Genomic DNA, 26705 nt, shown 5'->3' with positions numbered 1-26705 from the left:
GGTTTCAGCTTGATACGTCACTTTCCCTCGCAATCTGCTTATGAACCGTCTGGCGCTTTGCAAGCAATAGGTTGTCCCATTTCGGAGTATCCATGATTAGCAACCAAGTCTCTCAAACATCTTTTCGTTTACCGCTGGTGTGACAAAGCTGCTAATGTCACCCCCAAGGGCGGCAATTTCTTTAACCAACTTGGAAGAAATCGACTGTCGGTTCGAATCTGCCATCAGAAATACAGTTTCAATGGAAGGATTCATCGCTCGGTTCATACCGACCATCTGAAACTCGTACTCAAAATCCGCTACGGCCCGAAGGCCACGTACAATTACCTGGGCACCAACTTCCTTTGCACAATCAATTAGAAGGCAGTTGAACGAATGAACAGTGATTTCGGTTCCTGATTTTTTTGACAACGTATTGCATTCGTCAATTACCACATCAAGCCGTTCTTGCAGGGAAAACATGGGGCTTTTTCCAGCGTTTACACCTATACCGACAACGAGCCGATCAACCAGCGAACAGGCCCGCTCAATGACATCAAGATGACCCAATGTGATGGGATCAAAACTCCCAGGGTAAAGTCCGACGCGCATTATTGGTACCTCTGTTCACTATAGGCTGAGAGTTTCATTTGCCTGGATTTTCTTTCGATTTTTCGTTGGTCATATAGCCGTCAGAACATAAGTCGGTTTAGTCCAATGACCAGGATAGGCAGGGCAACCAGTAGCGCAACTCTTACAATGTCACTGGCGACAAAGGGCAAAACCCCGCGATAGCAATCCTTGAGAGAAATGTCTCCCGCCACCGAGTGAATGATAAAGATGTTCAGGCCAACTGGTGGTGTGATCAGACCTGTCTCGACGACGATCAACACAAGAATCCCAAACCAAATCGCTGTTTCGTCAGGCGACAGGCCAAAATCCAACGCCATTACAATCGGGAAGAATACGGGAATTGTCAGCAGGATCATGGATACAGAATCCATTACACACCCCATTACAAGATATGACGCGAGGATAACCAGCAGGATCAACCAAGGACTGGTGTCGAGCGACCCCACCCACTCAGAAGCGAGCATCGGTGTTTGCGTGAAGGCCAAGAATGTATTGAATAAAGCCGCACCCAAAACGATAAAAAATATCATGGCAGTGGATGTCGCCGTGGATAGAAGGCATTCTTTCAGTACGGACCAGCTCATGTTGCCCGACCACCATGCTAGGAACCCAACCCCTAACGCCCCTACGGCTGCCCCCTCGGTTGGGGTGAAAAAACCGGCATAAATACCTCCTATTACAACCAAAAAGATTGCGGCAACCGGCCAGATTCCAGCCAAAGTTTTCAAGCGTTCACCGGGTTGGGCTTTTTCCATCTGCGGGGCAGCATTGGGCTTTAGGCGCACAATAATCGCAACTGTCAGCATGTAGCCCATGGCAGCTAAGAGCCCAGGTATCAGCGCTGCAGTAAACATCTTGATGATGTTTTGTTCGGTCAGCACTGCATAGATCACCAGAATGACAGACGGTGGGATTAGAATGCCCAGAGTTCCACCCGCCGCTAGGCTGCCCGCCGCCAGATAGCCCCCATAGTTCTGTTTGCGCATTTCCGGCAAAGCCACATTTGCCATCGTAGCCGCCGTCGCTAAAGACGACCCGCAAATCGCACCGAACCCGGCGCAGCCCCCGATTGCTGCCAACGCAAGCCCACCCCGGCGGTGCCCAAGGAAGACCGCGGCGGCCTTGAACAAAGCCTCGGACATACCTCCCCGAGTCGCGAATTGGCCCATTAGAAGAAACAGGGGTACGACCGACAGAGAATAGCTCGAAAACGTCTCATATGTTGTTGATTTCAAAGTCGACATCGTCGGCACCCAGCTTCCGCTGACGTACCATGTCCCCAGGGCGCCAGCCGTAAACATTGCCAGCCCAATCGGCATCCGCAAGAATATTGCAGCTAGCATCAGGGCAAAAACTAAGAATGCGATTTCGAGACCGGTCATCGTCGAGGTTCATTTCCAATTGAGGGTTTTGTTGGCGTCACGCAGGACGCAGAAGGCGCATGTTGCAATCAGAATCAGTAAAAGCAAAAAGCCCATCGAATATCCGATCCATAACGGTAGACGCAGGATCAGTGTTGTTTCGCCATAGTCCATTTTCTCAAACGTACCAATGTAGATCCTCCATGACATCAAAACAGCGGCAACAGTCATGCAGATATTCCAAATCAAACTTAGAAGAGAGTTTATCCGGTCTCCAAAAACACGCACAAAAATTTCGACCTGTGCATGACCTGAACTCAATTGGCACCAGGGGAGGAACGAAAAAATCGCTATTGCGCACCCCATTTCAACGATTTCAAAGTCACCTTTTATTGGCCCAAGACCAATCAGTGTCAGCTCGCGCCCCAGAATGCTAACGACGGTCACGACCGCGACAGTGACCAATACAAGGCCGCCAAACAAAGCAAACCATTGCGCAATGCGCAGAATCGTTGGTGCCAGAGTTTCCTCAAAGCGGAACATAGCGTTGCCTAACACGGTGCGCCCCAGTACAAGAGATCGGGTTAAGATAATAAATGATGTGCGGGGCCATCAGCCCCGCACAGATTCAAGCTAATTGGCCCCGTGTTTTTCGATCAATGCACGGGCGGCATCGTACAGCTTCTGACCATCCCCGCCCTCTGCGTTCACATCCGCGATCCACTGTTCAACGACACCCTGAGACGCAGCTTTCCATTCGTCCAGTTGATCTGCAGGAATGAATGTGATCGAGTTATCCGTCGTCTGAGTTTTGTCCAACCCAAAAACTGCGCCAGCGTCCTGCGCTGCGCCCATGGCGACAGAAGTGCTGAGCCCCGAATTCTCGTCGATGACTCTCTTCAGATCATCGGGTAGGCTTTCATACTTGTCCTTATTCATGGCCAAGACAAAAACCGCCGTATACAGCCCACGGTCGCCTTCGAACCCGGTATGATTGCCAACCAATTCATGCACCTTGAATGGGACGACGACTTCCCATGGGATCACGATTCCATCTAGAACGCCTTTAGCCAACGCCTCGGGTGCGGCCGGTATCGGCATCCCGATTGCTGTTGCTCCCAACGATTCAAGAAGTGCGTTGATGTACCGCGATGGACCGCGAAGTTTCATACCTTGCAGATCGTCAAGACTGGTGATTGGGTTCTTGGTGTGAAACAGACCCATACTATGAGTATGAACAGCCAGAACTTTCACATCCGTGAATGTATCATCTTTCAAATAGGTGTCATAGAACTCCCACGTGGCCGCCGAAGATTTTGCCGAATCCAGCGCCATGAAGGGCAACTCAAAAACTTCGGCCTTGGAAAATCGGCCCGGAGTATATCCGGTAAGAGTCCATGAAATATCAACGAATCCATCTTTAGCCTGATCGTAAAGAGCCGACGGCTTCCCGCCCAATTGCATCGCCGGGTACAGTTGGATTTTGATACGGCCATTGGATTCTTCTGCGATCTTTTCGGCCCAAGGCTCCATAAAGCGACGCGGAACATCGCCTTGGGGCGGCAAGAAGTGATGAAGCTTCAACGTCACCTCCTGCGCGGTTACGCTGGTCGCCATTGGAACAGACAGGGCCAGTACGGCTGACGCTAGTATTGGTTTCACGAAATTCAGCATTTTTCCTCCCAGTTGTATTTTGCCAGTCTTCGATTTCTTTGGTGTTCCCCGCCAGAACACGCCGCCGGGGAACAGTGCGTTTAAATTACGACTTAGTTCGTCAGTGGTTTGTTGTGCTTCAACATGTGGCGGATGCGGTCAGCGCAATCTGCGTTGCGTGCCAGCTCAACGAATGTTTTCCGCTCATCGGCGGAAAACTCATGCTCAGTGCGCACGCGTGCACCCGCAATGAGTCCAGCAAGAGCCCGCGCAATCGTGGCATCAGTGCTGGAATAGCCTTTTGCCTTGATATCCTGCTCAACCTGATCCACAAATTTTTCCGAGGCAGGCTCAATTTTGCCCACAAACTGTGGCGTGTAACTCTGAGCAAGAGCTTTCGCAGCCGAGATAGCCTGTGACAAAACAAGATCTCGTCCCATTACAACCTGATCGTGTGCATTTAGGATCCCGGCGTCATATGCTAGGTCCGGCGAACCAAAGGGCTTGCCCATCATGATCGTCGTGTAGGTCACCATCGCGGCTTCATCGGCGTTGGGATAGCGTTGCTGACTACGCAGCGTCAGTTGGGTAACACCGCCCCAGCCTGGAATGACACCGACTACACGTTCCGGCAGACCCATCATCGTGTTTGCCGCAGCCAAAACCATGTCGGAGTGGAGCGTCACCTCACACCCGGCACCCAATGCCAAGCCTTTGACGGCTGAAACAACTGGAACGTCCAAAGTTTTCAATGCAAGAAACGCCTCCTGCCCCTTGGCGACAAATTCCGCCAAACCATCGAAATCACCTGCGTCGATGTGATCCACAAATACATTCAGCTTTGCACCCGCTGAAAACGCACGCATGTCATCATTTGCGATCACGACAGCTTTCACCTTGCCTGCAACCAGTTCGGGCAATTTGGCGTAAATCTCGGCTATGTCGGCGTCTTGCGCGTTCATCTTCGTGTGAAATTCCAGCACCGCAATGCTATCGGGTGTAAGGAACAAGGTGGCCGACGCGTTCTCTAGCAATACGTGACCAGACGCCTTGAGTTCCGCGACCGTCACCAGAGCGTCAACCTTGGGAAACCCCGTCAATTCGCCCAGAGCCGTGCGTTGCTTACCCGGTTCTGGGTAGAAACCACCATCTGCAGCTACCTGCAGCAGCGACGGCACCTCGCGGCCTTCGTTGGTCAATCGACTGATGATGTAATCTACACCCACCTGATCAGCCAGTTGGAATGGTCCCCCCTTCCAGTTGTAACCCAACCGCATAGTTTCATCGATATAGTTGATGTCATCAGCGATCTCATCGGCAATCTGAGCAGTATAGGTGACCACCTCACTCAGGACCGACCAAGCGTATTGCCCAAACTTGTCATCTCGCTCTAGAATATCACGCAGTTTGGTTCCCGACAGCTCAGGTGCGGCGGGGATGCGCGCTCGGTATTCGCCGGTCGCAAAGTCCATTACCTCGTCAATGCGCTCGCCCGCGTCATTCTTGCGGCGGTAGAAGCCACCAGGTCCAAAGCGACCGACAAGACCTCTCTCGACCATCCCGGTCAGAAAATCATCACGGGTCATATCGAAATCGCGGTGACGATCCGAATTTCCCAGTATTTTCATGAAGCTACCCCAGACGAGCGGGATCAGGTTGATCCCAACAAAATCGAACAGGCCAAAGACTCCGGTACGTGGGATGCCGAATGGGCGGGACATGATTGCGTCGGCCTCTTCCACCGTCAGCCCTAAGCGCTTGGCCTCCAGAACCGCAACTGACCACCAAAAATTACCTACACGGTTCGCAATAAAGCCAGGAGTGTCTCGGCAAGGCACAACGCTCTTGCCCAAAACTTCGCGTCCGATCCGCTCAGCCCGGTCGACAGTTTGGGCTGAGTTGTCCGTGGTTGTTACCAGTTCCAACAACTGCATAATCCGTGGCGGATTGAAAAAGTGGGTAATGACAAAATTGCGCGCAAAGGTATCGCCCAGTCCTTCAATCAAACGCGCGACTGGGATCGACGAGGTGTTCGACGAAACGATTGTGTCTTCGCGCAAGTACGGCAGGAGGCTACCGTACAAGTTCCGCTTGATCTCCAGGTCCTCAAAAACCGCCTCGACTACCCAATCGGCCTGGGCAACCTCGGCCAAATCGTCTTCGATATTGCCGCAGCGCACCAAGTCCGCGAAACTCGGGTGCATGAAGCCGCCCGCCTTCAATTGACGTTCAACACCTAGCTTAGCCAGCGCAGACCGATCTTCACCGTCCGATACTTGGTCCAGCAGTAGAACCGGTACCCCGGAATTAGCAATCAGGGCGGCAATGCCCGCACCCATTGACCCCGCGCCAAGAACAACAGCGAAGTTCAGCAAGCTCTTGTCGTGGGCTCTTTCAAGGATCACGGGTGATTTGAAATCTGTTGCAATATTCATGGATCAGTCCTCAGCGCAGTAAGTTTTCAATGACAAGTGCGATGCCTTGACCACCGCCAATACACATGGTGATCAACCCCCAGCGACCACCAGAGCGCTCTAGTTCGTACATCGCCTTAACCGTTAGAATTCCGCCGGTCGCGCCCAACGGATGACCAAGAGCGATCGCACCACCGTTGGGGTTCACTTTTGTTTCATCCAGTCCCAGACCATCGACGACCGAAATGCATTGGGCTGCGAAGGCTTCGTTGGATTCGATGACGTCGAGATCTGCAACCGTGATGCCCGCCCGTTCCAATGCGACTGGAACCGCCTTGACCGGGCCCAGCCCCATAACTTCAGGCGAAACACCACCTAGGCCCCAGCCAGCAATCCGAGCACGCGGCGTCAAACCTTTGTCTTTGACAAGACTGTCGGTTGCGATAACGACTGCCGCCGCCCCGTCATTGATCCCGGAAGCGTTACCCGGCGTGACGGTACCTCCTTCGCGGAACACCGCAGGAAGCTTTTGCAAGTCTTCGATAACCGCGTTGTGACGTACATGTTCATCTGTCGTGAACGTTTTAGTTTCACGACGTGACTTGACCTCGATCGGCACGATTTGATCGAAAAAGCGCCCCGCTTCGATTGCGGCTTGCGCTTTGTGTTGACTGCTCAGGGCGAAGCTGTCCTGACGTTCACGTGAGATGTTTTGACGTTCTGCAATATTTTCGGCAGTGCAGCCCATGGCTCCGTTCCCAAATGGGTCACTTAGAACGCTATTCAGCCAATCGACGTTCTTTGTATTGCCCATTTTCTTGCCGGTACGCAGGCCTTCCACGACAAAAGGAGCGCGGGTCATACATTCGGCACCACCAGCGATCGCGGCCCGCGCATCGCCATCGCGCAGCATCATGGCTGCCGTTACAATAGCTTGGGTGCCAGACCCGCAAAGGCGGTTCAGAGTCAGCCCCGTGCTTTCCTCCGGCAAGCCCGCACCCAATCCGACCGAGCGGCCCAAGTACATGTCATCCGTATCGGTCGGGATCACGTTACCAAAAACCGAGGTGCCGACCTCTGCGGCGTCCAAGCCTGACCTCGCAATCGCTTCTCTTGAAACAACAACACCCAGTTGGTTGGGCGTGAAATCCTTAAGTGACCCATTGAATGCGCCGATAGGCGTCCTCGCCCCTGATAGAATGAAGATTTCTTCCGACATTGTCAGTTTCCTTTTGCGTTAGGTATAATCAGTGCTGATCCTGCTTCGTTTGAATACAGCGCTTCCACGCGACCCGAGCGTCGAGCCAGCACTCCGCGTTGATTAATGTACCCCTTGTCGGTGATCTCACCGGCTTCGATACTAGGCGGTGTCAGCTCGATAGAGACGCGGCGGATCCGCTGCGACGAACCCATGGGCATCTTGGCAAGCTTTTCGGCCAGACTGGCCAGAAAAACCGGGTGATGGAATAAAGCTTCGGCAGTTCCGGATTCGCCAACCAGCTTTTCTACTGCGGACAAATCGGGAAATAGTAGCGCACCCAGTTCATCGCGGTTTTCCCCAGTGATCACAGCATCATTGATCAGAGGAGCGGCATGAGACAAAATTGACAGCCTGACATTCCCAACGCTGACCCACGTTCCGGTTGCGAGTTTGAAATTCTCGGACACACGCCCGTCAAAAATGATGCCTTGCGGCACGCCGTCTTTTTCGACCAAGACACCTGCATCGCCTATTTTGTAAAACCCATCGTCGTCAAACGCAGCGTCGGTCAGGTCTTTTGCCCCCAGATACCCAGGCGTGACCATCGGGCCTTTGACTCGGATTTCCTGCTTATCACCGCTTGGGGCCAGCTTGATCTGCACGCCAGCCAGCGGTAAGCCCAAAGAATTATGCAGATCATTGTCAGCTGGTGTCATTGCGACACCCGGGGAGGTCTCGGTCGCACCCCAAGCGATGATTCTTTTTAGGTCAGTATTGCCCACGCCCTTGGCGAGCTCATCGAACCGTGACCATGCATCCCGCGTGATCGCAGCCCCGGCATTGCACATAAAGATCAATCGATCAAAAAAGGCACTGCGGAACTCTGCATCCGCCTCAAGGGACTTAAGTAGTTCACCGTAGCCGCGCGGTACATCGAATTTGACCGTAGGACGGTACTTTTTGATGTTGTCTATGGTCCGGTGAAATGCACCCGGAACCGGGCGACCATCATCAATCACGATTGTACCGCCATAGCGCACTATGAAATTAAATACGAAGTTTGCACCGTAACAGTGGTTCCAGGGCAACCAATCAACTGTGATCGGGGGATTTTCCCGAAACACTGGCCAGCGCAAATCCATACTATCCTGACTGGACAAGATCATTTCATGTGTAGTGATAACCGCCTTGGGAACCCCGGTGGACCCTGAGGTGAACATGTATTTACACGTGTCCTGAGCCCTGACTTTGGGTAGCGCAACTTCACCACACAGATCCCGCTCGGTCGGTTCCAAAACGACGCGCTCAGGTATCGCCTCAAGCGCTTCATTGCCCATGTCAAATGCGATAGGGAAGTGACGTTCGGCAGCGTCCATCAAAGCGCCCTGAAACAAAGCGCCGCTCTCTGCCCAAACGAGTCCTGGCTTGAGCAAATCAAGAATACCGCGCAGAATCGTACGGTCTTTTAAGCCGGAATAGGCCACCGAAATCGGTGCCACCGGAACACCAGACTTGTATCCAGCCACAGTCAACAAAGCGTGCTGAATACTATTGCCCGACAGAAGAACAAGCGGCGCTTCGGCACTTAAGCCTATCCGGAGCAAGATTCTTGCCAGCACAGTCGAACGCTCATCGAACTCGCGGTAGGTGATCTCTCTTTCTGCGCCCGGCTTGGGCTCGATAATAAAGCTACGATCGCCACACTCCGAGGCAACAATGCTGAAAAGATCTTGAAACGTCTCGGCCTTTTTTGGCGCCCTGTGACCACCATCCAAGATCACCGCGCCATCGGGCCTTTGCTGAATACTGCAGTGAGCCTGCCCCCAAGCTTCCATCGATCCGCCCTCCCCTAGCTTGTTCAATTAATTAATGGCATTAATCATTAACGTCAAGAACTTTTTTTTGACTATCTTCGCCCGAGCACGTAAACAGTCGGGTGAACGGATGCGTACGGAAAAGGATCTAATCGCTTGGCTAGTCATAAGGACACTACCGAAGACCTATCCAAGGACTTCTTGGAGGGCACACTAAGTTACTGGCTGCGGGTTGCCGATGTACGAATGTTTGCCAAACTGAACAGGATATATGAATCAAAGAATGTCACGGGTATTTCTTTCGCGGCATTGACAATTATTTCAGAAAATCCAGGCATCAACCAAGTCGGCCTCGCCAAGTTACTGGACGTGGAGACGCCGCGCGTTGTTAAACTGGTCAATTCTCTAGGAAGTGAAGACCTAGTGGTCAAAAAAAGAAGTTTGCGTGACCGAAGGAATTATGAGCTAAGCCTATCTCCAGAAGGTCAAACTTTGGTTATTGCATGGATGTCGGAATTATCACGTTTTGAGTCGCGAATTCTATCCGGGCTATCACAGACAGAGATCCATCTTCTTTTGAAAACCCTGAAGAGAATTTCACAGCTAAGCCGAGCACCTTGCAAATAGCATTTAGAACTTTGATCTCGCCAACGATTCCCCTTTACCGGCACCCAAACACCATCATAAGATATTGTTTTTTGTGATTTTTCAATTTTTTTGCACGCCTATTCGGTTAATATATGCGTACGAATTTCGGCGCACGATTGAGAAGTGCTGGATATGATTGCAGCCAATATTCAATGTCGATCCAGAAGAGCTCTTCACAAAACGCTAGGCTCCAGACCCATTGATTTCAGGCTTCTGGCGTGATTCAGGCTCCGCAAGGAGACCTGATCGATGAGCAATCTTTATTGGCTGGGCGCCTCATATGAGAGCGATCGGCCATTAGACAGCGCTGGCCGCATCTTTGAAGCCTTGTACCGGCCCAACAGCGGTCGACCGCTCCAATCCTTGCCAGTCGACGGTCTCGTTCCAGCCAACTGGGCTCTCCAGCACGTTCAAGATCGCGCAGACATCGATACTAGTGGACCTGAGTTCAACTTCGTGCGGTCCATCCACGTCTTTGATGTTCGCTATGCGCGGCAGCATGAATCCGGTCGTGACGGTGACCCTCGGCGAAGTTTTCGTTGTGAGTAAAGACGATCGGCAACCCGGCAAGTGCGGCGCGCACATCGTCCGCTTCATGTCCGGTGACAACCGTCAGCGGTGTCGTCAACAAGCACAGGTAAGTTTCCGCCAGATGTCGCACCATGGGTTTGTGGTCTATCGGCATCAACAGCTTGTTGCGCGCACCCATGCGGCGAGACGGGCCCGCGGCGAGAAGAATTGCCGCAACATCACTCATGCCCCACCGCTGTTTCTGTGCGGCGCACTCGCAACAGCTGGGCCAGGATCGAGAGTGCGATTTCCTCTGGCGTGACAGCGCCCAAATCCAACCCGGCAGGCGCGTTTACAGTGCTTGTCTTTTCTGGCCCGATCCCTGCGCTGTGAAGTTTCTCGGCAAGAGACGCAAATTTCCGGCGGCTGCCGACAAAGGCGACATATGCGGCGTCGACCGCGAGCGCCGCTTTCAGCGCATCAAGGTCGCCCTGCCCCTGGGTCGCGATCACGATGAATTTTTGCTGCGCGTCCACCGGCTCAGACGCAATGGCTGCGGAAACCGACCAATGAAACTGCGGAGCAAGCGTGCTGAGGGCTTGGGCGACCGGAGATGTGCCCAAGATCACCAATTCGGGCATTGGCAGGCAAGGCTCGATAAAAATATCGACAGTGCCGCGCGACGGGCAGCCATTTCGGGCAAAGTGCGTGCCATCGACGGTATCGCCGGGGGCGATGCCTTTCTCGGCGAGAAGTTCTTCTGGTGCGACCGAGATGAGTTGCGGCACGCCGCTTTGCAGGGCTTCGACCGCCGCTCGTTTGACTGCGCCACGCGTGCATCCTCCGCCCAGCCAGCCATGCACAATGGTGCCGTCCGCACTTAATAGCGCCTTGGCCCCCGGCTTTGCCGCCGTCGCTCCAGCCGTCCGCACGATGGTTGCAAAGGCAAATGGCACCTGCCGCGCCCGCAAGTCCTGCGCTGCGTCGGCCAGATCGGTGTCAAGGATCTCTGCCGGGCTCATAGCGCACCCAATTCGGTTTCAAGTGCGGCCAGATCATCGAGTGTATTGGCTGCTTTGAACAGGTCGAGGTGAGGCAAGGCCGCTGCCATGCCACCGGCGACGGGCGCGTAGTCGCGCCACCCTTTGAGAGGATTGAGCCAGATGATCTTGCAGCCGCGCTTTCTGAGTTTGGTCAGCGCCGTATCCAGCTGGTCCGGAGGTTCGGTATCGCAGCCGTCCGACAGGATCAGGACAACGCTGCGCCCATCGACAAAGCGTTTGGCATAGGTGTCGGCAAAGCGCTGTAGGGACGGGCCGATTTTGGACCCTCCACCGAACCCGTCAGCCATCAGGGACATGCGCCCAATGGCCCGCATCGTGTCCTTGTCGCGCAGCGCCTCGGTTATCCGGACGAGGCGCGTGTGGAACAGATATGCGTCGGCCTCTTTGTCTGCTCGCATCAGACCCGCGAGGAAGGCAAGGAAGACCTGGGCATAGACGTTCATCGAACCCGAGACATCGCACAACGCCACAATCTTGCGCGCGCGATCCGGTCGGCGCTTGCGCAGCAGGCGCAGGGGTTCGCCACCAGTGGACAGGCTGCGGCGGATAGTCTTGCGGAAGTGCAGACGGTCGCCTTTGCGCGCAGCGATGCGGCGGCGCGAGCGCTTGTCGCGCAAGGCGGCGCCCATGCGGCGTGCGATCGCCTCGGCCTCTGCAATCTCTTCGGAACGAACAAGATCTCGCAGGTCACGGCGGCTGAGGTTGCGCTGTTCGGCCGCGATAAGTTTGCCGGTGCCGCCGCTGTCGGCTTCGCCGTCTTCGGTATCGGGGGTCGTCGACGTGCCGCTTGACCCGGCATCTTCGCCACTGCCATCGCGAGAGCTATGGACGGACTCATTGAGTGTGGCTTGCGGCTTGGGGATGATGCGCTGTTTTACCCGTCCCGCATCCAACCAATAGCCGTCAAAGAGGGCATCGAACCTCTCTGCCTCTTCCTTGCATCCGGTGCAGATGGCACGCAGGACGCGGCGGCATTCGTCCGGAGAGGTTGCGTTTACATGGGTGAGCGCGGTCAGGCTGAGATCCGCCTCGGACACTCCCAAACGCAGCCCGTTGTCGCGCAAATGCGCCACAAACCCAACGACACGCGCGGCGGGCCCCGGGTCGCGGGCGGCAAAGCGGGTGACCCGTGTCATGCGGCTTTGCCTGCGATACGCGCGGCAACGTCGGATGTGATTTGCGCCTGATCGCTTTGCGTTTTCAAAAGGGTGGTAAGCGTCGATTGCAACACTGCCGGATCATGGGTGAGGTCGGCAATGCCAAGCCCCATCAGAGCTGCCGCAAAGTCGAGCATTTCGGCGATGCCGGGGATCTTCTCCAGCTCCTCTTCCCGCAGTTTTTGCACGAAACCAATGATCTGATCCGCCAATCGCGCCTCGACCCGCGGGCAGCGCGCCTTGAGGATCGCCAACTCTGTCGCGCGGTCGGGATATTCGACATAGGTGTAAAGGCAGCGGCGGCGCAGCGCATCGGACAGATCGCGGGTGCCGTTTGATGTCAGGATCACGATAGGCTTACAGGTGGCCGTGATCGTACCAAGTTCGGGGACGGACACTTGATAGTCGGACAAAACCTCGAGCAGGTAAGCCTCGAACTCTTCATCCGCGCGGTCGATCTCATCGATCAAAAGAACCGGCGGCTGATCTTGAGTAATCGCGGCAAGCAAGGGACGTTCCAACAGAAAGTCGCGGGAAAAGATGCGATCCTCGACCGATTTGCCGGTCTCACCGGCTTCTGCTGCAGAGCGGATCGTCAGCAGCTGGCGCTGGTAGTTCCACTCGTAAATCGCTTGCGAGGCGTCCAGACCTTCATAGCATTGAAGGCGGATTAACTTCGTATCCTGAGTCAGGCTCAGCGTGCGGGCGATCTCGGTCTTGCCGACACCTGCCGCGCCTTCCAGCAACAATGGGCGCCCCAGCGAGAGCGCAAGATGCAACGCTACCGACAGATCGTCAGACGCGACATAGCTGTGCGCGGCCAGCGCAGATTGAAGGGAGTGCCAAGTCATCGAAACCTCCGTGGTCAAGGCGCGTTGTCAAACCAACGCGCCCTGCCGTTACGACTTAGTCATGCAGGCCAAGTTCATTGGCGGTCTTCCAGATCCGCCAGTGATCATGCGGCATGTTCGTGTGCCGATTCCCGAAAGGACGGAAGGCGTCCTGAATGGCATTCGAGAAACACGGCACGCCACCCACATGCGGGCTCTCGCCGACACCTTTCGCCCCAATGGGGTGGTGCGGCGAAGGCGTCACGGTGTAGTCGGTTTCGTAGTTCGGAACCTCCCATGCAGTCGGCAGGAAGAAGTCCATCAACGTGCCGGTCTTCACGTTGCCCATATCGTCATAGGCAATCTCCTGCCCCAGCGCGACTGCGAGGGCTTCGGTCAGACCACCGTGGATCTGCCCCTCGATGATCATCGGGTTGATCCGGGTGCCGCAATCATCCAGCGCATAGAAACGGCGGATTTCCGGCACGCCCGTATCGACATCAATGTCCATCACGCAGACATAGGCGCCAAACGGGTAGGTCATGTTGGGCGGATCGTAATAGCTGACCGCTTCGAGACCCGGCTCAATCCCCGGAATGGCCTGGTTGTAAGCAGCGAAGGCGATTTCCTTCATCGTCTTGAACTTCTCAGGCGCACCTTTGACCACGAAGCGATCCACGTCGAATTCCACGTCGTCGTCATGGACTTCGAGCAAGTAGGCCGCAATCATCTGCGCCTTGGCGCGGATCTTGCGCCCGGCCATGGCTGTCGCAGCACCCGCTACCGGAGTGGACCGGGAGCCATAGGTGCCCAGGCCATATGGCGCGGTGTCGGTGTCGCCCTCTTCGATGGTGATGCTGTCCGCAGGCAGACCGATCTCGGACGCAAGGATTTGCGCAAAGGTCGTCGCGTGGCCCTGCCCTTGCGAAATCGTGCCCAGCCGCGCAATCGCGGAGCCTGTCGGGTGGATGCGGATTTCGCAGCTGTCGAACATGCCAAGCCCAAGAATATCGCAGTTCTTGACCGGGCCGGCGCCGACGATCTCGGTAAAGAACGACAGCCCGATGCCCATCAGTTTGCGCGTTCTACCCGCTCTGAAATCCTCGACCCGCTGCGCCTGCTCGGCACGCAGAGCCTCGTAGTCGACGGCCTTCAGCGCCTTGTCCCAAGCGGTGTGGTAATCGCCAGAATCGTATTCCCAACCCAACGCGGCTTTGTAGGGGAACTGCTCTTTCCTGATGAAATTGATCCGGCGCAGCTCTGCTGCATCCATGTTCAACTCGATCGCCAGAACTTCGATCATCCGTTCGATGAAATACACGGCCTCGGTCACGCGGAAGGAACAGCGGTAACTGACCCCACCTGGCGCCTTGTTGGTATAGACGCCGTCGACTTCCAGGAACGCGGTCGGGATGTCATAGGACCCGGTGCAGATGTTCATGAACCCGGCCGGGAACTTCGTTGGGTCGGCACAGGCGTCAAATCCGCCATGGTCGGCAGTCACGTGACAATGCAGGCCAGTGATCTTGCCTTCCCTGGTGGCGCTGATCCGACCCGTCATGTGGTAGTCACGCGCGAAGGCGGTGGTCATCAGGTTGTCCATCCGGTCTTCGATCCACTTGACCGGTTTGCCCGTCACGATGGAGGCCACGACCGAGCAGACATAGCCCGGATAGGCGCCCACCTTGTTACCAAAGCCGCCGCCGATGTCAGGGCTGATCACGCGGATATTGTGCTCTTCAATCCCGGAGATCAGCGACACAACGGTCCGGATGGCGTGCGGTGCCTGGAACGTGCCCCAGAGGGTCAGCTTGCCGTTCACCTTGTCCATCGACGCCACGCAGCCGCAGGTTTCCAGCGGGCACGGATGGGTGCGGTGGTAATACATGGTTTCTTCAGCCACGACTTCGGCGTTGTCGATGGTCTCGAAAGTCGGGCCCTTGTCGCCAGCTTCCCATGTAAAGATGTGATTGTGGTGCTTGCGGGGGCCGTGCGCACCATCAGCCGGGCTGCCGTCCTCGGCAACCGTGTCTGGCCTTAGCACCACATCGGATTGCATCGCCTTGAACGGATCAACAAGAACCTCCAGCTCTTCGTATTCCACCTCAACCGCTTCGATCCCATCTGCGGCGGCATAGCGATCTTCGGCCACGACAAAGGCAACCTCCTGACCCTGGAACAGAACCTTGCCGTCGGCCAGCACCATCTGCCTGTCGCCCGCAAGCGTCGGCATCCAGTGCAGGCCCAAGGGCTCCAGATCCTTGGCCGTCAGGACGGCCAAAACGCCCGGCACCTCTAGCGCGGCAGCGGTGTCGATATTGACGATCTTCGCGTGGGCATAGGGCGAGCGGACAAAGTCGCCAAACAACATGCCGTCCAGCTTGATGTCATCGACATAGTTGCCTTTGCCCTGGGTGAACCGTGCGTCCTCTACCCGCTTGCGCGAGCAACCCATGCCTTTGAGGTTCTCGATCCGCTCCTCGCGGCTTGTTACTTCGTCTTTCATTCTGCCGCCTCCTTGGCTGCATTCATATCCGCCGCGGCCGCGCGTATGGACTTCACGATGTTCTGGTACCCGGTGCAGCGGCAGATGTTGCCCGCCATTCCGAAGCGGATCTCCTCTTCGGTTGGGTTCGGGTTCTCCTCAAGCAGCTTCTTGGCCCGGGTGATCATCCCCGGCGTGCAGTAGCCGCACTGAAGGCCGTGATGTTCCTTGAACGCGACCTGAAGCGGATGCAGGTTATCTGGCCCGCCGATGCCTTCGATGGTCGTGATGTCCTTGCCGTCGGCCTGGGCCACGAACATGGTGCAGGATTTTACCGACTTTCCATCAATGGTGACGGTGCAGGCCCCGCAATGCGACGTCTCGCAACCGATATGCGGGCCGGTGATGTTGAGCCGCTCACGCAGCGTATAGATGAGCAGCTCACGCGGCTCGGCAAGGAATTCTTCTTCCTTGCCGTTCACCGTGATTTTGTAATGCTGTTTCTTTCCCATTGCGTCCTCTCCCTCAGGTGCGTGACCAGGCGCGCTCGATGGCGCGGCGCAGGATCACACCTGCAACATGTTTCTTGAAGGCGACGGGACCGCGATTGTCTTCGGTCGGGTCGATGTCATTCAGCATTGCGGCCATCGCGGCCTTGATCGCGGCATCATCCACCGAAGTTCCAACCAGCGCAGCACCTGCCGCCTCGGAATAGACCGGCGTATCGCTCAGGTTCGTCATCGCAATCGACGCCGACACGCAGGTGGCCCCGTCTTTTACGATTTGCACCGCAGCGGCAGCAGTTGCGTAATCGCCAATCTTCCGCTTCTGCTTTTCGTAAGCATGGCCGCCCTGTGGCATCGGGATCGTGACCGCGGTCAGAACTTCGTCGTCTTCGCGGGCAGTCATGTAGGCGGCCTCATAGAACTCCCGCGCGGGGATCTCGCGCTCACCGTCAGAGCCCACAACGGTGAAGGTCGCGTTGAGGCACTGCATCAGGCCGGGCATATCATTGCCCGGGTCTCCGTTGGCGACATTGCCGCCAACAGTGCCCATGTAACGCACTTGCGGATCAGCAATCTGCAGCGCCGCTTCGCGCAAGATTGGCGCCGCCTGCGCAAGCGCATCATGGTCGATGATGTCATGCTGCGTGACCATGGCTCCGATACGGATGCTGTCGGCGCCGATCTCGATATCAGACATCCCGCCAACATCCTGAAGGTCGATCAGGTGCGGAACGTCGGCCATGCGCAGCTTCATCATGGGGATCAGGCTGTGACCGCCAGCCATCACACGCGCGTCATCGCCATGTTCTTGCAGGATAGACAGAACAGCTGCCATATCCTTGGGTCTGTAATACTCAAATGCCGCTGGTATCATCGACTGTCCTCCCTCAAAGCGATTCAAATTGCTGAGATGGAGAAGTGCATACGTTCGTATGTTAGAGCTTCAACAAACCTATGAACGACAGGTGTTTTGCACGAAATGCGCTTCAGCTCGCACGACTTGCGCTGGCCTGCGAAGCCAATGCGTCCTGTATAGCCTTCAACTTGGAACGGCTCACGGGTACCGGCGGTGTTTCTGGGCCTTCGAACACGCATTTGCCGCTGTCTTTTGTCCTCTCAAATCGGACGACGTGTTCTGGATTGACCAAGTAACTTCGATGGGTCTGAAGGAAGCCCAGCGGAACAAGACGCTTCATTGCTTCGGTCACGGACCACACGCAGAACAACCGGTCTTCTTCCGTATAGACTTGGGTGTAATGAGCGTCCGCCCGCACAAACATAATGTCCCTGGCAGATACGAAAACTTTGCCCCCCTCACGCTCACAAGGAACTTGAAGCGGTAGAGGTCGCGGATCGGTGGAGCCTTTATCCCCACTGGGCTGCGCATCTTGCTTTGGTCGCGGAAGGTAAGTCACTCCGACCCAAAGGCAGGCACCGAACATGACGAAACTGAAAAAGCTGACACCAAGGGCAAGTGTCTCATTGCTCATCAATGGGCCAAACTCTGTTCCATCAGACACCACTACAAACTGGGTCCCCGACATGGCCAGAAAATGCACGCTTACCACCGCGATCGCAAAACACAAAGTGCCAAGAATGATGTTCCGGTTGGTCCTCTGACCATAGGCAATGCCAAACGCCAGACTGCACAGCAGAACCGCCACGAGCGACGACACTATGACGCCAAATGGCGTGTAGACCGCGCGACACAACTCAAGCCCAGCCATCCCGATGTAGTGCATGGCAAGGATACCCACACCAACAATGCCGCCAGCCAAGGACACCATAAAACGGTTACGGACGGTGAAATGCAGGATGATCAGCGCGCCCCCGACGATCAGGATTGCGGTCAGCGCGGAGATCAGCGTGATCGCGGCATCGTAATAGAACAAGATGGGCATCTGCAGACCAAGCATTGCCACGAAATGCATGGCCCATATCCCACCACCGAGCGCGATGGCGGCCAATGCGATCGATACCTTTTTCTCGAAGTCTGGTTTCGAGCCGAGGTCACGTGTCAAAGACAATCCGGTGAATCCCGCAACCAGAGCAACCAGGCAAGACATGGCAACGAGAAGGTTGTTATGACTGACTTCCAAGAATTCCATGTCCGCAAAATGACCAAAAAAACGACACTTGACAAACATTGGTGTAGTATCTCTCTCGAAATTGTTCGATGGCGTCCTGGTATCCCTATAATCTTGCCAGTTGTTTTGGTTCCGGCGATTGCGAGCGGAATCGCGGCTCGCCCGCATGGTTCATATGTCGATCTGTTCCGCTATGCTCAGCGCATCTTCCAGCTCGACACCGAGATAGCGTACTGTGCTATCGATCTTAGTATGTCCCAACAACAGCTGCACAGCACGCAGGTTTCCTGTTTTCCGGTAGATCTCAGCCGCTTTGGTTCGGCGAAGCGAATGCGTTCCGTATCCGGTGTTAGTGTCCGCGCACGTGGTGTAATTTCTGCGCCGTCATTGGTGTAATCCCGGGTGGCCATCGAGGTGTATGGTCGAGGAAGAGTTTGGCGACTTCAACCACGAACCTTACGGAGACCCTGTATCGACCCAGTGAAATCCTGCTCATGCTACAAGGGAGAACGTAGCGATGAGATGACGAAGGACGACGTGTCAGACGATCTGAGACACGCAGATGCACTGGCCTCGGGCCTTGCAGCCGTGTGGGCGCGAGAGAATACAAGAGAGGCGCTCTTCGACGCGATGGAGCGCAAGGAAGCACGACACCGTGCCCTTGGCGCACGAAGAGAGGATCACCGAGCAGGTCCCTCAGCCGCGCGATCGAGCCACTCAGGCCTTGCTGCGTAAGGCCCAACCGGTCAGCAGCACGGGATACACTCCCTTCCTCGTAGGTGGCGGCGAAGGCAAAGAGAAGCCTCGAGTCAAGACGTTTAGTATCGCTGATAGTTGTATAGTTAACAGATTATATCTGTTGGTGCGATATATTGCTGCTAAGTTAACCTGCGGGCACCAACATCGCGAAAGGTGCCAGAAAATGTCCGATACCAACGCAAAACTTTTCTTCTTCAAATGTTCGATCTCTGAAGATCTTTATGGAGCCTGTCTTGATCCGAGTGGTGATCCGCTACCAACACCTGGCGGAGGCACAGGGCTCCCAGTTGACAGTATCGACGCTCTTGGAGCGGCAGTCGCGGGTTTCAATCGAGAAGCTGCCGAGCGCGACATCGCAAGGTGGGACAATCACTGGTTAACATCCAATGGACGCCGCGAAATCTGGTGGGGTCCGGACGGCCCGCCTGCGCACTTGGTAAAGCGCATACCCGCAAATTCTCCGGTGCACGCCGAACAATGACTGATATGCCGATTTCATTTGTACTGTCTCCTTCACGTATCGGCAGAATTGAGAAAATTTGGAGCAATTTGGTCGCGCGCCGAAAGAAGTATGCAGAACGTCAGAAACGTACCAGGGCCCTGGCTAAACTGAACGCCGCCCAACTGCGTGACGTCGGTCGATACAGATGCGAAATGCTTTGTGAGGTGCACAGGAACGCAAGTAAGGAATTTCCTCTTTGACGCCACGACGAAAGCCGATCGTACCAGTGCCACGAGACGAAAAAATTCGTATCGCTGACAAACTCATAGGGGAAAAATTGGTCTTCATTGGTCTCGAAGCCGTCGCACAGCCAGTGTCATGCCAACGACAGCATCTGAAAGCTGAATGTCGGCATCGCAACACAAGACTTTGAAAGCGTTGGATCATCTCGATTTTCGTAATGTCTGCATTCGGGACTAGGTCGCAGCTCAACCCGCTGCGTTGCCGCAAGGCTGCTTCGAGCCCACAACGGACCTAGCTACGAACCATTCGAACTGGCGAAGTGCACGATCAGCGGACGAAGCCATAGTGAACGCGGGTCGAGTGCAACGACTTCCCAAGCGCGGTGCCCCTGCAACGCTGCTTCTCCAATTCGGCTGTTCGGTCACCGTGCAGTGTGATTGCCGGACTTACGAATGCAGACGGACCTTGCGGTCGCTGGACCTTCTGGGAAGAATAGCCAGTGTACGAGCCTGATACGAGAGCAAGCGCGCAGTTATTGCAAATAAACAATTTCCGTCAATCGACTCGCATCGGCGACTTGACAGGCTCGATATGCACTGACGAGCCAAATCAAATGGACGAGGGGTCGATTTTGTCCAAGAAGAAAAATAGCATTCATGGCTCCCCAAAGCGCTCTCATCGGGTGGACGGAATCGCAGCCGCGTTTAATGCACACTACCTCGACTACCAGTACGTTTTCGTCGAGTTTCTGATCGGTCATATGGTCGACGCGGTGAGCCCGTTCGACGGGGATTATCAGGAGATGCTCGTAATGGCGGTGCTGGGACAAGCTCGGCTCAGCGCCGTGCGTGCCACTGCCAATCCGGATTTGTCCGTGCTGGATGTGGAGGCTTCTGCAGAAAGCACGAACGCGTCCCGTATCTCCGACATCACCAAGATCCCGCGCCAGACTGTCCGGCGCAAGTTGCAATCGCTTATGGAGCGCGGCTGGATTGAACGGGATGACGCAGGGGCCTATCGGCTCGTGTCTGTCGAAGGCCAATCCAGCGCTCGCCACGATCTTGCAGAATTGGATAGCCTTGCGATCCGGCGCGTCGCACGGCTGTTCGCCGACCTCCAGAAGCTCATTGAAAAGGACGAGCGCCTGATCGCGAAAAGCCGATAGGGGCAAGACGCTGCTAGGTGCTCAAAATGAGCACCTGTTTCCGTGCCAGCACGTTGTCGCCGCTCTACTTTTCTAGAGAGAAGCGAAGCGGAGGCACGCATGTTCGATCCAAAGGCATTTCAACTTGATGGCCAAGTGGCCATTGTCACCGGCGCGGGGGCCGGTATTGGCAGAGGTATTGCAGAGATGTTCGCCGGCGCCGGCGCGGCCGTCGTCGTCAGCGACCTCAAGCAAGAGACCGCAGACGAAGTCGCCAAGGGCATCACCAAGGCTGGCGGCAAGGCCATCGGTCTCGCCTGCAACGTCACGAAGGAAGCCGATCTGGAAGCGGCCGTTCAGGCGGCGATCGACAATTTCGGCAGCCTGACGATCCTCGTGAACAACGCCGGCGGCGGGGGGCCGAAGCCCTTCGACATGCCGATGGAGGATTTTCGCTGGGCTTATGAGCTGAACGTGTTTGCGCCGTTTCGCCTCACTCAGCTTGCTGCACCGCACATGGAAGCCGCCGGCGGAGGAGCGGTGCTCAACATTTCGTCAATGTCGGCCGAAAACAAGAACGTGCACATGGCCTCTTACTCCTCTTCCAAGGCCGCGATCAGCCATCTGACCCGCAACATCGCCCATGACTTGGGGTCGCGGAACATTCGGGTGAACGGAATTGCGCCCGGAGCGATCCGGACGGCGGCGCTGGCTACCGTGCTCACACCCGAGGTCGAGAAGGCCATGCTCAAGCACACGCCGATCAAGCGCCTTGGCGAGCCCTCGGATATTGCGGGCGCCGCACTCTATCTGTGTTCGCCTGCGGCGGCATGGGTTAGCGGTCAGATCCTGACCGTTTCTGGCGGCGGCGTGCAGGAACTCGATTGACGCGAACCTGTCGTAGGCCCGAAGCACGACCCGCTTGAGCCGGCTATTTCAAAACAACAGGAGACATCCATGAGTATAGACGCATTTGCCGATTTCCGTATGGACGGCCACAATGTCATCATCACCGGCGGCGCGCAGAACATTGGCGCCCAGATCGCCAAAACCCTCTCCGCTGCAGGTGCGAAGGTGATGATCTGCGACCTACAGGCCGAGAAATCTGCCGACACGGCCTCGGACATCGCCAAGGAGACCGGCAACGAAGTCCACGGAATGGGCTGCGACGTGACAAAGGACGAGGACATTCAGGCCGTAGTGGACGCCACGGTCAAGGCTTTCGGTGGCGTCTCGACCCTTGTCAACAACGTCGGCTGGGGCGGTCGCCAGCCTGACCCGGCCGCGATCTCGCGGGAAGAGTTTCTGAAGTCCTACGACCTGAATACGGTTAGCGCCTACCGGATGAGCATGGCCTGCTTACCCTACCTGGAGAAGGCCCAGAACGCCTCGATAACCAACTCCGGCTCGTTCTCGTCTGCCGTGCCGGCTTACGATATCCTGCCCTATGGCACGGCCAAGGCCGCGCTGAACCAGATGATGGTGTCGCTGGCCCATATGCTGAACAAGCGGGTGCGCGTGAACTCCGTCCTGATCGGGACGGTCATTACCCCGGGCTACACCGACGCAGGTGTCACACCCGAGATGCAGGAAAAGCTGGCGCATCCCGACAACTTGACCGGCCGGGCAGGCAAGATGGAGGATATCGCGAACGCCATGCTTTATCTGACCTCGCCCGCGTCGAGCTGGGTCAGCGGCCAGATCATCAACGTCCATGGTGGCGGCGCCGTCGTGCGTCTCTTCGGGAGTTGAAGGCGTGCGTGTCCTGCGTGCCTGCCTCAGGATGTTCGCGTCGCTGGCCAAGCGTCGTGTCACCTTTGGGGCGGCATGTCTCATGGTTCTGACGTTTCAGCCGGCTTGGTCGGAGGAAACCGGAACGCCCCTGAACACCACGCAACTCGGCGTCCTGCTCTTCGTCGATCAGGGACGATCCTTTGGTTACCAGACCATGATGGCGCGGATCCAGCTCGACACTGTGCGAGCGCAGCTTGAGCGGGACCGGAAGATCCTCGAACAGAACCAGGACCTGTTCGAAAAAAATGCGATCCCGCTGATCGAACTGGAAATCTCGCAGCTGAAAGACGCCTGGAACCGGAAGCAGCTGATCGTCGCCGAGAATAGCCTCGACTACGTCAGCGCTGAATACGAGGCGATGACCCAGATGGCGCGGTTCTTTGGCGGGGAAAGCGTGACCGTCGAGGAGCTTTACGGCACCTTCCGCCGCGGCTGGGATGCGGGCTGCGACAAGGGCCCGGACGAGGTTGTTGCACACAAGGCCTGGGCCGCCTATGCCCAGAAGGCGTTGGAACGCGCCCGTCAACTCAATGCGCGCGGCTCGCTCCCTTTCAGCACCGTTCTCGCGCGAGAGGCCGACCTAGAGGTCGCGCGGTCCAATTTCCGCAATCGCGAGGCGGGTCTTGAAAAATGTCGAACGGTTCTGTTTCCCACCCTGGACGAGATCTTGGCAGTCGGCGCGCAATAGATATCGAAAGCGAGGAGAGAGCCAATGTCCACGATAGCCACACCCGAGCACTCCGACCTCCTGAAGGGCGCTGTCATCTCTGGCTTGATCAACGCAATTATCAACGGCGCGATCCAGTGGTATCTCCTCGCGGGGCACGGTCCCTTGCCACTGACGGTTGATGGGATCACGAATGACACCCATACGGTCTTTGGAGCCGCGGTGCCGCTTGCGGTGAGCCTTGCGATGATCCTTACCGCTGTCGCCTATGGTACTGTCAAACCTCCCAAACCGCCATTTTATCCGGCCTTCCTCTGGTTGGTGGTAAAGCACGGTTTCTTCGCGTTGGGCATCCTTGTGACCTTCGCGGTGCTCTGGCAGAGGCTCATAGGGTCCATCTCGGTGTCGCTGCCGGTCGCGATTATCATGCTCGGGCTGATCGCCGGCCTGGCCGCCGGGGTGGTGAACTATATGACCCTGCGCGCCGCTGCAGAGAAGAGAGCTTGAGACGCAAGACACGAGCAAATGAAACTGGGCAGCGGCCGGGACCGACGACGTCATGGTGGCCAGAAATCAATAAGGTGGGTGGTTTTGATGTCGATACTCAAGGCGGTGCAAGAGCAAAAATGGTCTGCCATCCCTATGCCGCCTGGCGCACGGCCCAAACCCCGGCTACTGCGGATTTTCGCACTGCTCGCGATCACTGTGGCTGCGAGCTGCGCTCCTAGGGCTGACCTTGTTCCAGACCCGATGGCTCAGACAGCAGAGCTTCGTTTTCCCGTCTTGGTCGGGACGACGCGGCAGCCGACGACAGACGGACTATGGTCCCGCACCGAACCCGGCCCGCTTACATACGGCTTGGTCGACGTGAGCGTGCCGCCGGATCGGACGCCTGGCACGGTGACACTGCCTAGTGTTGATCCCGATCCGCGCAAGGACTTCCTGACTGCAAGCGTCGGACGGTTCGCCGATCGGAGCGCCTTTCGCGCACGTACCTCCCGTGAACTCGCGGCGCGGGCGAGCCTCAGCCGAGAGGTCGTCCTGACGGTGCACGGGTTCAACAACCGCATGGCAGACGGTATTTTCCGAACCGCGCAGATGATTGCGGATTTCGAAATTGAGGGGCCGACCTTCCACTATGCGTGGCCCTCGCACGGCCAGCCGCTTGGCTATGCGGCAGATCGTGACGCGGTTCTGCTTGCGCGCAACGGGCTAGAGGGAATGCTGGATGACCTCGTGCGCGCGGGAGCGCGCAGCGTGGTGATCGTCGCGCACTCCATGGGCTCGCAACTGACGATGGAGGTCTTGCGTCAAATGGCTTTGCGCGACAGCCCCACCCTGGCTCGCGTCGGCGGTGTGGTGCTGATGTCGCCAGATATCGATCCCGAGGTCTTCAAAGCGCAGGCTGAGGATATCGGCACGCTGCCAGACCCGTTTGTCGTCTTTGTCTCCCGGCGCGATCCGGCCCTGCGCCTGTCGGCGCGATTGACCGGGCACGGCACCCGCCTCGGCAACCTCTCCTCGATTGAGCCGGTCGCGGGTCAGAAGATCATCATTATTGACCTGACGGAGGCCCGTGATGCGGCCTCACGCCACCTCGCAGCTGCAACCTCGCCTGCGGTGATCTCGTTTTTGCGACAAACCGAGGCTGTACGAGCGGGGATGCAAACAGACCAAGCCGGCCGAGCAGGCGCGATTCCTGGAACCGTTCTTCTCGCGCAGGAGGCTACAACCGTACTGTTGGCTCCGGCCGAACTTCTGAACCCTTGATCCGTTAGAACCTGTGGCCACGCGCGCTACCAACACAGCGTTCCAAAGAAGGAGACTGTACACTTTACTTAAGATCGTTTTGGCTCCGAGACTTGCGCTACCGGCCGTTCAGAGGCCACAGCCAAACGGCGGCTCTTTCCGGATAGTGTTGAAGAAGTCGTTGTCTGAGCGTTTGGTGGGTGACGGCGAAGGCGGCTGGTTGTCCTCTTCTCAACCTGTTGGTTTTGCTTCGGGTATCAGTTTTGCGAGCTTCCGGAGATTTTGGGCGGTGGCTGCGAGTTGGAACGGTTCGTATGCGCCTTTGGGTCCTCGTAGCCGCATCATCGGCACGCCAATGTATCGCTTTAGATGTGCAAACAGCATCTCGACTTTCCGCCTCTGAATGAACGACGTCATGCAGGCATCGGTTTTTCGGATATCGCGGGCCACGTCGCGTGCTGCTTCATGGACGGAACGAAGCACGTTTCGGGCTGGCTGTTTTGGACAGCAATTCGCTTTTAATGGGCATGTGTCACAGTCGTGCTTTGACGCTCGATATTTTAGGAACCCGTCTTTGCCGCCGTTCGGCTTGCGCGGCGTGGAGAAGTTCGGGCGATACGTCCGCAGTTCCTTGTTGCCAGGGCATGTGTAGCTGTCAGTTGCAGGGTCATAGACAAAGTCTTCTCGTGAGAATGTGCCGTCCGTCCGTTTCGACTTGTCCCAGACCGGAATGTGCGGGGCGATGCCGCGCTCTTCCACCAGCAAGCCCAGCATCTCTGCTGATCCGTAGCCCGTATCGCCAACCAGCTTGTCTGGCGTCATGTCGAAGCGGTCCGTGATCCGATCGATCATCCGCCGTGCAGCAAACGCCTCAGCGGTTCGGGTCACCGACAACACCTTTTCACGCTGAATTCTGCCCCCAATGAGCACCCAGCCCAATGCGCCCATGCACTGGGCACAACGTTCACGCCGCGAAGCATTTGTTTTATCTGGTAAAAATGGTGCCCGGGGGCCGATTTGTGAAAGCATTTCCCGTTGCGCTTTGATATCGGGCAGCGCGTTGTTTTTCAATTGAAATATACGAAAAGCCAACTTCTACGACACAGGATTTCGACCAGTTTTTGTCCAGAAATGGCGGTGGATTTGGTTGTCCGAGCGCTCATTGGTCTTCTCAGTCAAGACCGTTCTGCGGTGCAGCATCCGATGGGCAGAATCCCGATCTGCTGTCGTTCGCCGCGCGGGCCTCAAACAGGTAGCAAGCGGACCAAGTGGACATTGACCCAAGGTCTGCTCCGGTGTGCCCTGCCGGGAAGGCGCTGCGCGGATAAGGCGCTTTATGTGTTCTTGCGCCGTAGGATAGCATCTTTCTCCCCTAAGCAAGTGTGGCGCGTCTCATTTCATGATATGAAAAAACATCGTCTTTGTGTTGATTCCAACTGGAGCGTTTGATGCCAAACCAGCCGCCTACTGCATCCGGGAACGATCAAACGCTTGCGCCTGGCGCGAGCGTTGCGCTGAGCACTCTGTTTGATTGGTCGGACAGCGATGGCACGGTGACCGCATTT

Annotated in this window: 25 protein-coding genes and 2 pseudogenes; 9 read left to right on the top strand and 18 right to left on the bottom strand. The window is 56.4% G+C overall.

Annotated elements, in window-relative coordinates:
* Window positions 1-96: 96 nt before the first annotated feature.
* From coaD to AC2FNA_RS21775, 7 genes are all read right to left on the bottom strand, one after another.
* Window positions 97-591 (bottom strand): pantetheine-phosphate adenylyltransferase, encoded by a 495-nt coding sequence (gene coaD, locus AC2FNA_RS21805; RefSeq protein ID WP_496830199.1) that lies wholly within the window; start codon window positions 589-591, stop codon window positions 97-99.
* 80 nt (window positions 592-671) lie between these two features.
* Window positions 672-1994, bottom strand: coding sequence for a TRAP transporter large permease (locus AC2FNA_RS21800; RefSeq protein WP_496830197.1), 1323 nt, complete (start codon window positions 1992-1994; stop codon window positions 672-674).
* A 9-nt stretch (window positions 1995-2003) separates the two neighbouring features.
* The gene (locus AC2FNA_RS21795; protein ID WP_496830195.1) at window positions 2004-2516 is read right to left on the bottom strand and encodes a TRAP transporter small permease; all 513 of its coding nucleotides are present in this window, start codon (window positions 2514-2516) and stop codon (window positions 2004-2006) included.
* A 90-nt stretch (window positions 2517-2606) separates the two neighbouring features.
* The gene (locus AC2FNA_RS21790) at window positions 2607-3647 is read right to left on the bottom strand and encodes a TRAP transporter substrate-binding protein (protein ID WP_496830194.1); all 1041 of its coding nucleotides are present in this window, start codon (window positions 3645-3647) and stop codon (window positions 2607-2609) included.
* Between the two features lie 92 nt (window positions 3648-3739).
* Entirely contained in the window at window positions 3740-6061 is a 2322-nt protein-coding gene (locus AC2FNA_RS21785; protein ID WP_496830192.1) for a 3-hydroxyacyl-CoA dehydrogenase/enoyl-CoA hydratase family protein, read from the bottom strand.
* Window positions 6062-6071: 10 nt separating this feature from the next.
* A complete protein-coding gene (locus AC2FNA_RS21780) occupies window positions 6072-7259 on the bottom strand; it encodes an acetyl-CoA C-acyltransferase (protein WP_496830190.1) in 1188 nt (395 codons plus the stop codon).
* Between the two features lie 2 nt (window positions 7260-7261).
* On the bottom strand, window positions 7262-9076 hold the full coding sequence (locus AC2FNA_RS21775; RefSeq protein ID WP_496830188.1) for an AMP-binding protein: 1815 nt from the start codon (window positions 9074-9076) through the stop codon (window positions 7262-7264).
* 135 nt (window positions 9077-9211) lie between these two features.
* Here AC2FNA_RS21775 and AC2FNA_RS21770 point away from each other — a divergent pair, with 135 nt between their 5' ends.
* A complete protein-coding gene (locus AC2FNA_RS21770; protein ID WP_496830186.1) occupies window positions 9212-9682 on the top strand; it encodes a MarR family winged helix-turn-helix transcriptional regulator in 471 nt (156 codons plus the stop codon).
* Between the two features lie 469 nt (window positions 9683-10151).
* Here the strand turns inward: AC2FNA_RS21770 and AC2FNA_RS21765 are convergent, their stop codons facing one another.
* From AC2FNA_RS21765 to AC2FNA_RS21725, 9 genes and pseudogenes are all read right to left on the bottom strand, one after another.
* Window positions 10152-10460: a nucleotidyltransferase family protein gene (locus AC2FNA_RS21765; protein WP_496830184.1), complete on the bottom strand. Its 309-nt coding sequence runs from the start codon at window positions 10458-10460 to the stop codon at window positions 10152-10154.
* Window positions 10453-11235: an XdhC family protein gene (locus tag AC2FNA_RS21760; RefSeq protein WP_496830182.1), complete on the bottom strand. Its 783-nt coding sequence runs from the start codon at window positions 11233-11235 to the stop codon at window positions 10453-10455. The genes AC2FNA_RS21765 and AC2FNA_RS21760 overlap by 8 nt, the downstream gene beginning before the upstream one ends.
* On the bottom strand, window positions 11232-12413 hold the full coding sequence (locus AC2FNA_RS21755; protein WP_496830180.1) for a vWA domain-containing protein: 1182 nt from the start codon (window positions 12411-12413) through the stop codon (window positions 11232-11234). The genes AC2FNA_RS21760 and AC2FNA_RS21755 overlap by 4 nt, the downstream gene beginning before the upstream one ends.
* Complete coding sequence (locus AC2FNA_RS21750) at window positions 12410-13285, bottom strand: AAA family ATPase (protein WP_496830178.1); 876 nt, start codon at window positions 13283-13285, stop codon at window positions 12410-12412. The genes AC2FNA_RS21755 and AC2FNA_RS21750 overlap by 4 nt, the downstream gene beginning before the upstream one ends.
* Before the next feature lie 55 nt (window positions 13286-13340).
* On the bottom strand, window positions 13341-15770 hold the full coding sequence (locus AC2FNA_RS21745) for an aerobic carbon-monoxide dehydrogenase large subunit (RefSeq protein ID WP_496830176.1): 2430 nt from the start codon (window positions 15768-15770) through the stop codon (window positions 13341-13343).
* Window positions 15767-16261, bottom strand: a complete 495-nt coding sequence (locus AC2FNA_RS21740; protein WP_496830174.1) for a (2Fe-2S)-binding protein — start codon at window positions 16259-16261, stop codon at window positions 15767-15769. Before AC2FNA_RS21740 ends, AC2FNA_RS21745 begins: the two co-directional genes overlap by 4 nt.
* A 13-nt stretch (window positions 16262-16274) precedes the next feature.
* Window positions 16275-17129, bottom strand: coding sequence for an FAD binding domain-containing protein (locus tag AC2FNA_RS21735; protein WP_496830172.1), 855 nt, complete (start codon window positions 17127-17129; stop codon window positions 16275-16277).
* Between the two features lie 112 nt (window positions 17130-17241).
* Window positions 17242-18363: an MHYT domain-containing protein gene (locus tag AC2FNA_RS21730; protein ID WP_496830170.1), complete on the bottom strand. Its 1122-nt coding sequence runs from the start codon at window positions 18361-18363 to the stop codon at window positions 17242-17244.
* Window positions 18364-18513: 150 nt separating this feature from the next.
* Window positions 18514-18690: pseudogene (locus AC2FNA_RS21725) on the bottom strand (tyrosine-type recombinase/integrase); the annotation flags it as partial.
* Between the two features lie 174 nt (window positions 18691-18864).
* Here AC2FNA_RS21725 and AC2FNA_RS21720 point away from each other — a divergent pair.
* On the top strand, window positions 18865-19077 hold the full coding sequence (locus tag AC2FNA_RS21720; protein WP_496830168.1) for a DUF3604 domain-containing protein: 213 nt from the start codon (window positions 18865-18867) through the stop codon (window positions 19075-19077).
* Here AC2FNA_RS21720 and AC2FNA_RS21715 read toward each other — a convergent pair.
* A pseudogene (locus AC2FNA_RS21715) lies at window positions 19046-19174 on the bottom strand (LysR family transcriptional regulator); the annotation flags it as partial. The gene AC2FNA_RS21720 and the pseudogene AC2FNA_RS21715 overlap by 32 nt on opposite strands.
* Before the next feature lie 90 nt (window positions 19175-19264).
* Between AC2FNA_RS21715 and AC2FNA_RS21710 the strand changes: the two are divergent.
* The 7 genes from AC2FNA_RS21710 (at window position 19265) to AC2FNA_RS21680 (ending at window position 25161) form a co-directional block, all read left to right on the top strand.
* Window positions 19265-19582 (top strand): hypothetical protein, encoded by a 318-nt coding sequence (locus AC2FNA_RS21710; protein WP_496830166.1) that lies wholly within the window; start codon window positions 19265-19267, stop codon window positions 19580-19582.
* Between the two features lie 817 nt (window positions 19583-20399).
* Window positions 20400-20951 (top strand): helix-turn-helix domain-containing protein, encoded by a 552-nt coding sequence (locus tag AC2FNA_RS21705; RefSeq protein ID WP_496830164.1) that lies wholly within the window; start codon window positions 20400-20402, stop codon window positions 20949-20951.
* Between the two features lie 99 nt (window positions 20952-21050).
* On the top strand, window positions 21051-21818 hold the full coding sequence (gene hdhA / locus AC2FNA_RS21700) for a 7-alpha-hydroxysteroid dehydrogenase (protein WP_496830162.1): 768 nt from the start codon (window positions 21051-21053) through the stop codon (window positions 21816-21818).
* A gap of 69 nt (window positions 21819-21887) precedes the next feature.
* Entirely contained in the window at window positions 21888-22682 is a 795-nt protein-coding gene (locus tag AC2FNA_RS21695; protein WP_496830160.1) for an SDR family oxidoreductase, read from the top strand.
* 31 nt (window positions 22683-22713) lie between these two features.
* The gene (locus AC2FNA_RS21690) at window positions 22714-23412 is read left to right on the top strand and encodes a hypothetical protein (RefSeq protein WP_496830158.1); all 699 of its coding nucleotides are present in this window, start codon (window positions 22714-22716) and stop codon (window positions 23410-23412) included.
* 24 nt (window positions 23413-23436) lie between these two features.
* Window positions 23437-23898 (top strand): hypothetical protein, encoded by a 462-nt coding sequence (locus tag AC2FNA_RS21685; protein WP_496830156.1) that lies wholly within the window; start codon window positions 23437-23439, stop codon window positions 23896-23898.
* Between the two features lie 360 nt (window positions 23899-24258).
* On the top strand, window positions 24259-25161 hold the full coding sequence (locus AC2FNA_RS21680; RefSeq protein WP_496830222.1) for an alpha/beta hydrolase: 903 nt from the start codon (window positions 24259-24261) through the stop codon (window positions 25159-25161).
* Window positions 25162-25371: 210 nt separating this feature from the next.
* Here the strand turns inward: AC2FNA_RS21680 and AC2FNA_RS21675 are convergent, their stop codons facing one another.
* The gene (locus tag AC2FNA_RS21675) at window positions 25372-26232 is read right to left on the bottom strand and encodes a transposase (protein WP_496830155.1); all 861 of its coding nucleotides are present in this window, start codon (window positions 26230-26232) and stop codon (window positions 25372-25374) included.
* Window positions 26233-26705: the final 473 nt, after the last annotated feature.

The organism is Ruegeria sp. YKSD163 (assembly GCF_059612905.1).
The sequence above is the reverse complement of the archived record's forward strand: the minus strand, read 5'-3'. Positions and strand labels throughout refer to the sequence as shown.

Excerpts from the sequence above, each read along its gene's own strand:
- coaD (WP_496830199.1), bottom strand. The coding sequence starts at position 591 with ATGCGCGTCGGACTTTACCCTGGGAGTTTTGATCCCATCACATTGGGT.
- AC2FNA_RS21800 (WP_496830197.1), bottom strand. The coding sequence starts at position 1,994 with ATGACCGGTCTCGAAATCGCATTCTTAGTTTTTGCCCTGATGCTAGCT.
- AC2FNA_RS21795 (WP_496830195.1), bottom strand. The coding sequence starts at position 2,516 with ATGTTCCGCTTTGAGGAAACTCTGGCACCAACGATTCTGCGCATTGCG.
- AC2FNA_RS21790 (WP_496830194.1), bottom strand. The coding sequence starts at position 3,647 with ATGCTGAATTTCGTGAAACCAATACTAGCGTCAGCCGTACTGGCCCTG.
- AC2FNA_RS21785 (WP_496830192.1), bottom strand. The coding sequence starts at position 6,061 with ATGAATATTGCAACAGATTTCAAATCACCCGTGATCCTTGAAAGAGCC.
- AC2FNA_RS21780 (WP_496830190.1), bottom strand. The coding sequence starts at position 7,259 with ATGTCGGAAGAAATCTTCATTCTATCAGGGGCGAGGACGCCTATCGGC.
- AC2FNA_RS21775 (WP_496830188.1), bottom strand. The coding sequence starts at position 9,076 with ATGGAAGCTTGGGGGCAGGCTCACTGCAGTATTCAGCAAAGGCCCGAT.
- AC2FNA_RS21765 (WP_496830184.1), bottom strand. The coding sequence starts at position 10,460 with ATGAGTGATGTTGCGGCAATTCTTCTCGCCGCGGGCCCGTCTCGCCGC.
- AC2FNA_RS21760 (WP_496830182.1), bottom strand. The coding sequence starts at position 11,235 with ATGAGCCCGGCAGAGATCCTTGACACCGATCTGGCCGACGCAGCGCAG.
- AC2FNA_RS21755 (WP_496830180.1), bottom strand. The coding sequence starts at position 12,413 with ATGACACGGGTCACCCGCTTTGCCGCCCGCGACCCGGGGCCCGCCGCG.
- AC2FNA_RS21750 (WP_496830178.1), bottom strand. The coding sequence starts at position 13,285 with ATGACTTGGCACTCCCTTCAATCTGCGCTGGCCGCGCACAGCTATGTC.
- AC2FNA_RS21745 (WP_496830176.1), bottom strand. The coding sequence starts at position 15,770 with ATGAAAGACGAAGTAACAAGCCGCGAGGAGCGGATCGAGAACCTCAAA.
- AC2FNA_RS21740 (WP_496830174.1), bottom strand. The coding sequence starts at position 16,261 with ATGGGAAAGAAACAGCATTACAAAATCACGGTGAACGGCAAGGAAGAA.
- AC2FNA_RS21735 (WP_496830172.1), bottom strand. The coding sequence starts at position 17,129 with ATGATACCAGCGGCATTTGAGTATTACAGACCCAAGGATATGGCAGCT.
- AC2FNA_RS21730 (WP_496830170.1), bottom strand. The coding sequence starts at position 18,363 with ATGGAATTCTTGGAAGTCAGTCATAACAACCTTCTCGTTGCCATGTCT.
- AC2FNA_RS21720 (WP_496830168.1), top strand. The coding sequence starts at position 18,865 with ATGACGAAGGACGACGTGTCAGACGATCTGAGACACGCAGATGCACTG.
- AC2FNA_RS21710 (WP_496830166.1), top strand. The coding sequence starts at position 19,265 with ATGTCCGATACCAACGCAAAACTTTTCTTCTTCAAATGTTCGATCTCT.
- AC2FNA_RS21705 (WP_496830164.1), top strand. The coding sequence starts at position 20,400 with ATGGACGAGGGGTCGATTTTGTCCAAGAAGAAAAATAGCATTCATGGC.
- hdhA (WP_496830162.1), top strand. The coding sequence starts at position 21,051 with ATGTTCGATCCAAAGGCATTTCAACTTGATGGCCAAGTGGCCATTGTC.
- AC2FNA_RS21695 (WP_496830160.1), top strand. The coding sequence starts at position 21,888 with ATGAGTATAGACGCATTTGCCGATTTCCGTATGGACGGCCACAATGTC.
- AC2FNA_RS21690 (WP_496830158.1), top strand. The coding sequence starts at position 22,714 with ATGTTCGCGTCGCTGGCCAAGCGTCGTGTCACCTTTGGGGCGGCATGT.
- AC2FNA_RS21685 (WP_496830156.1), top strand. The coding sequence starts at position 23,437 with ATGTCCACGATAGCCACACCCGAGCACTCCGACCTCCTGAAGGGCGCT.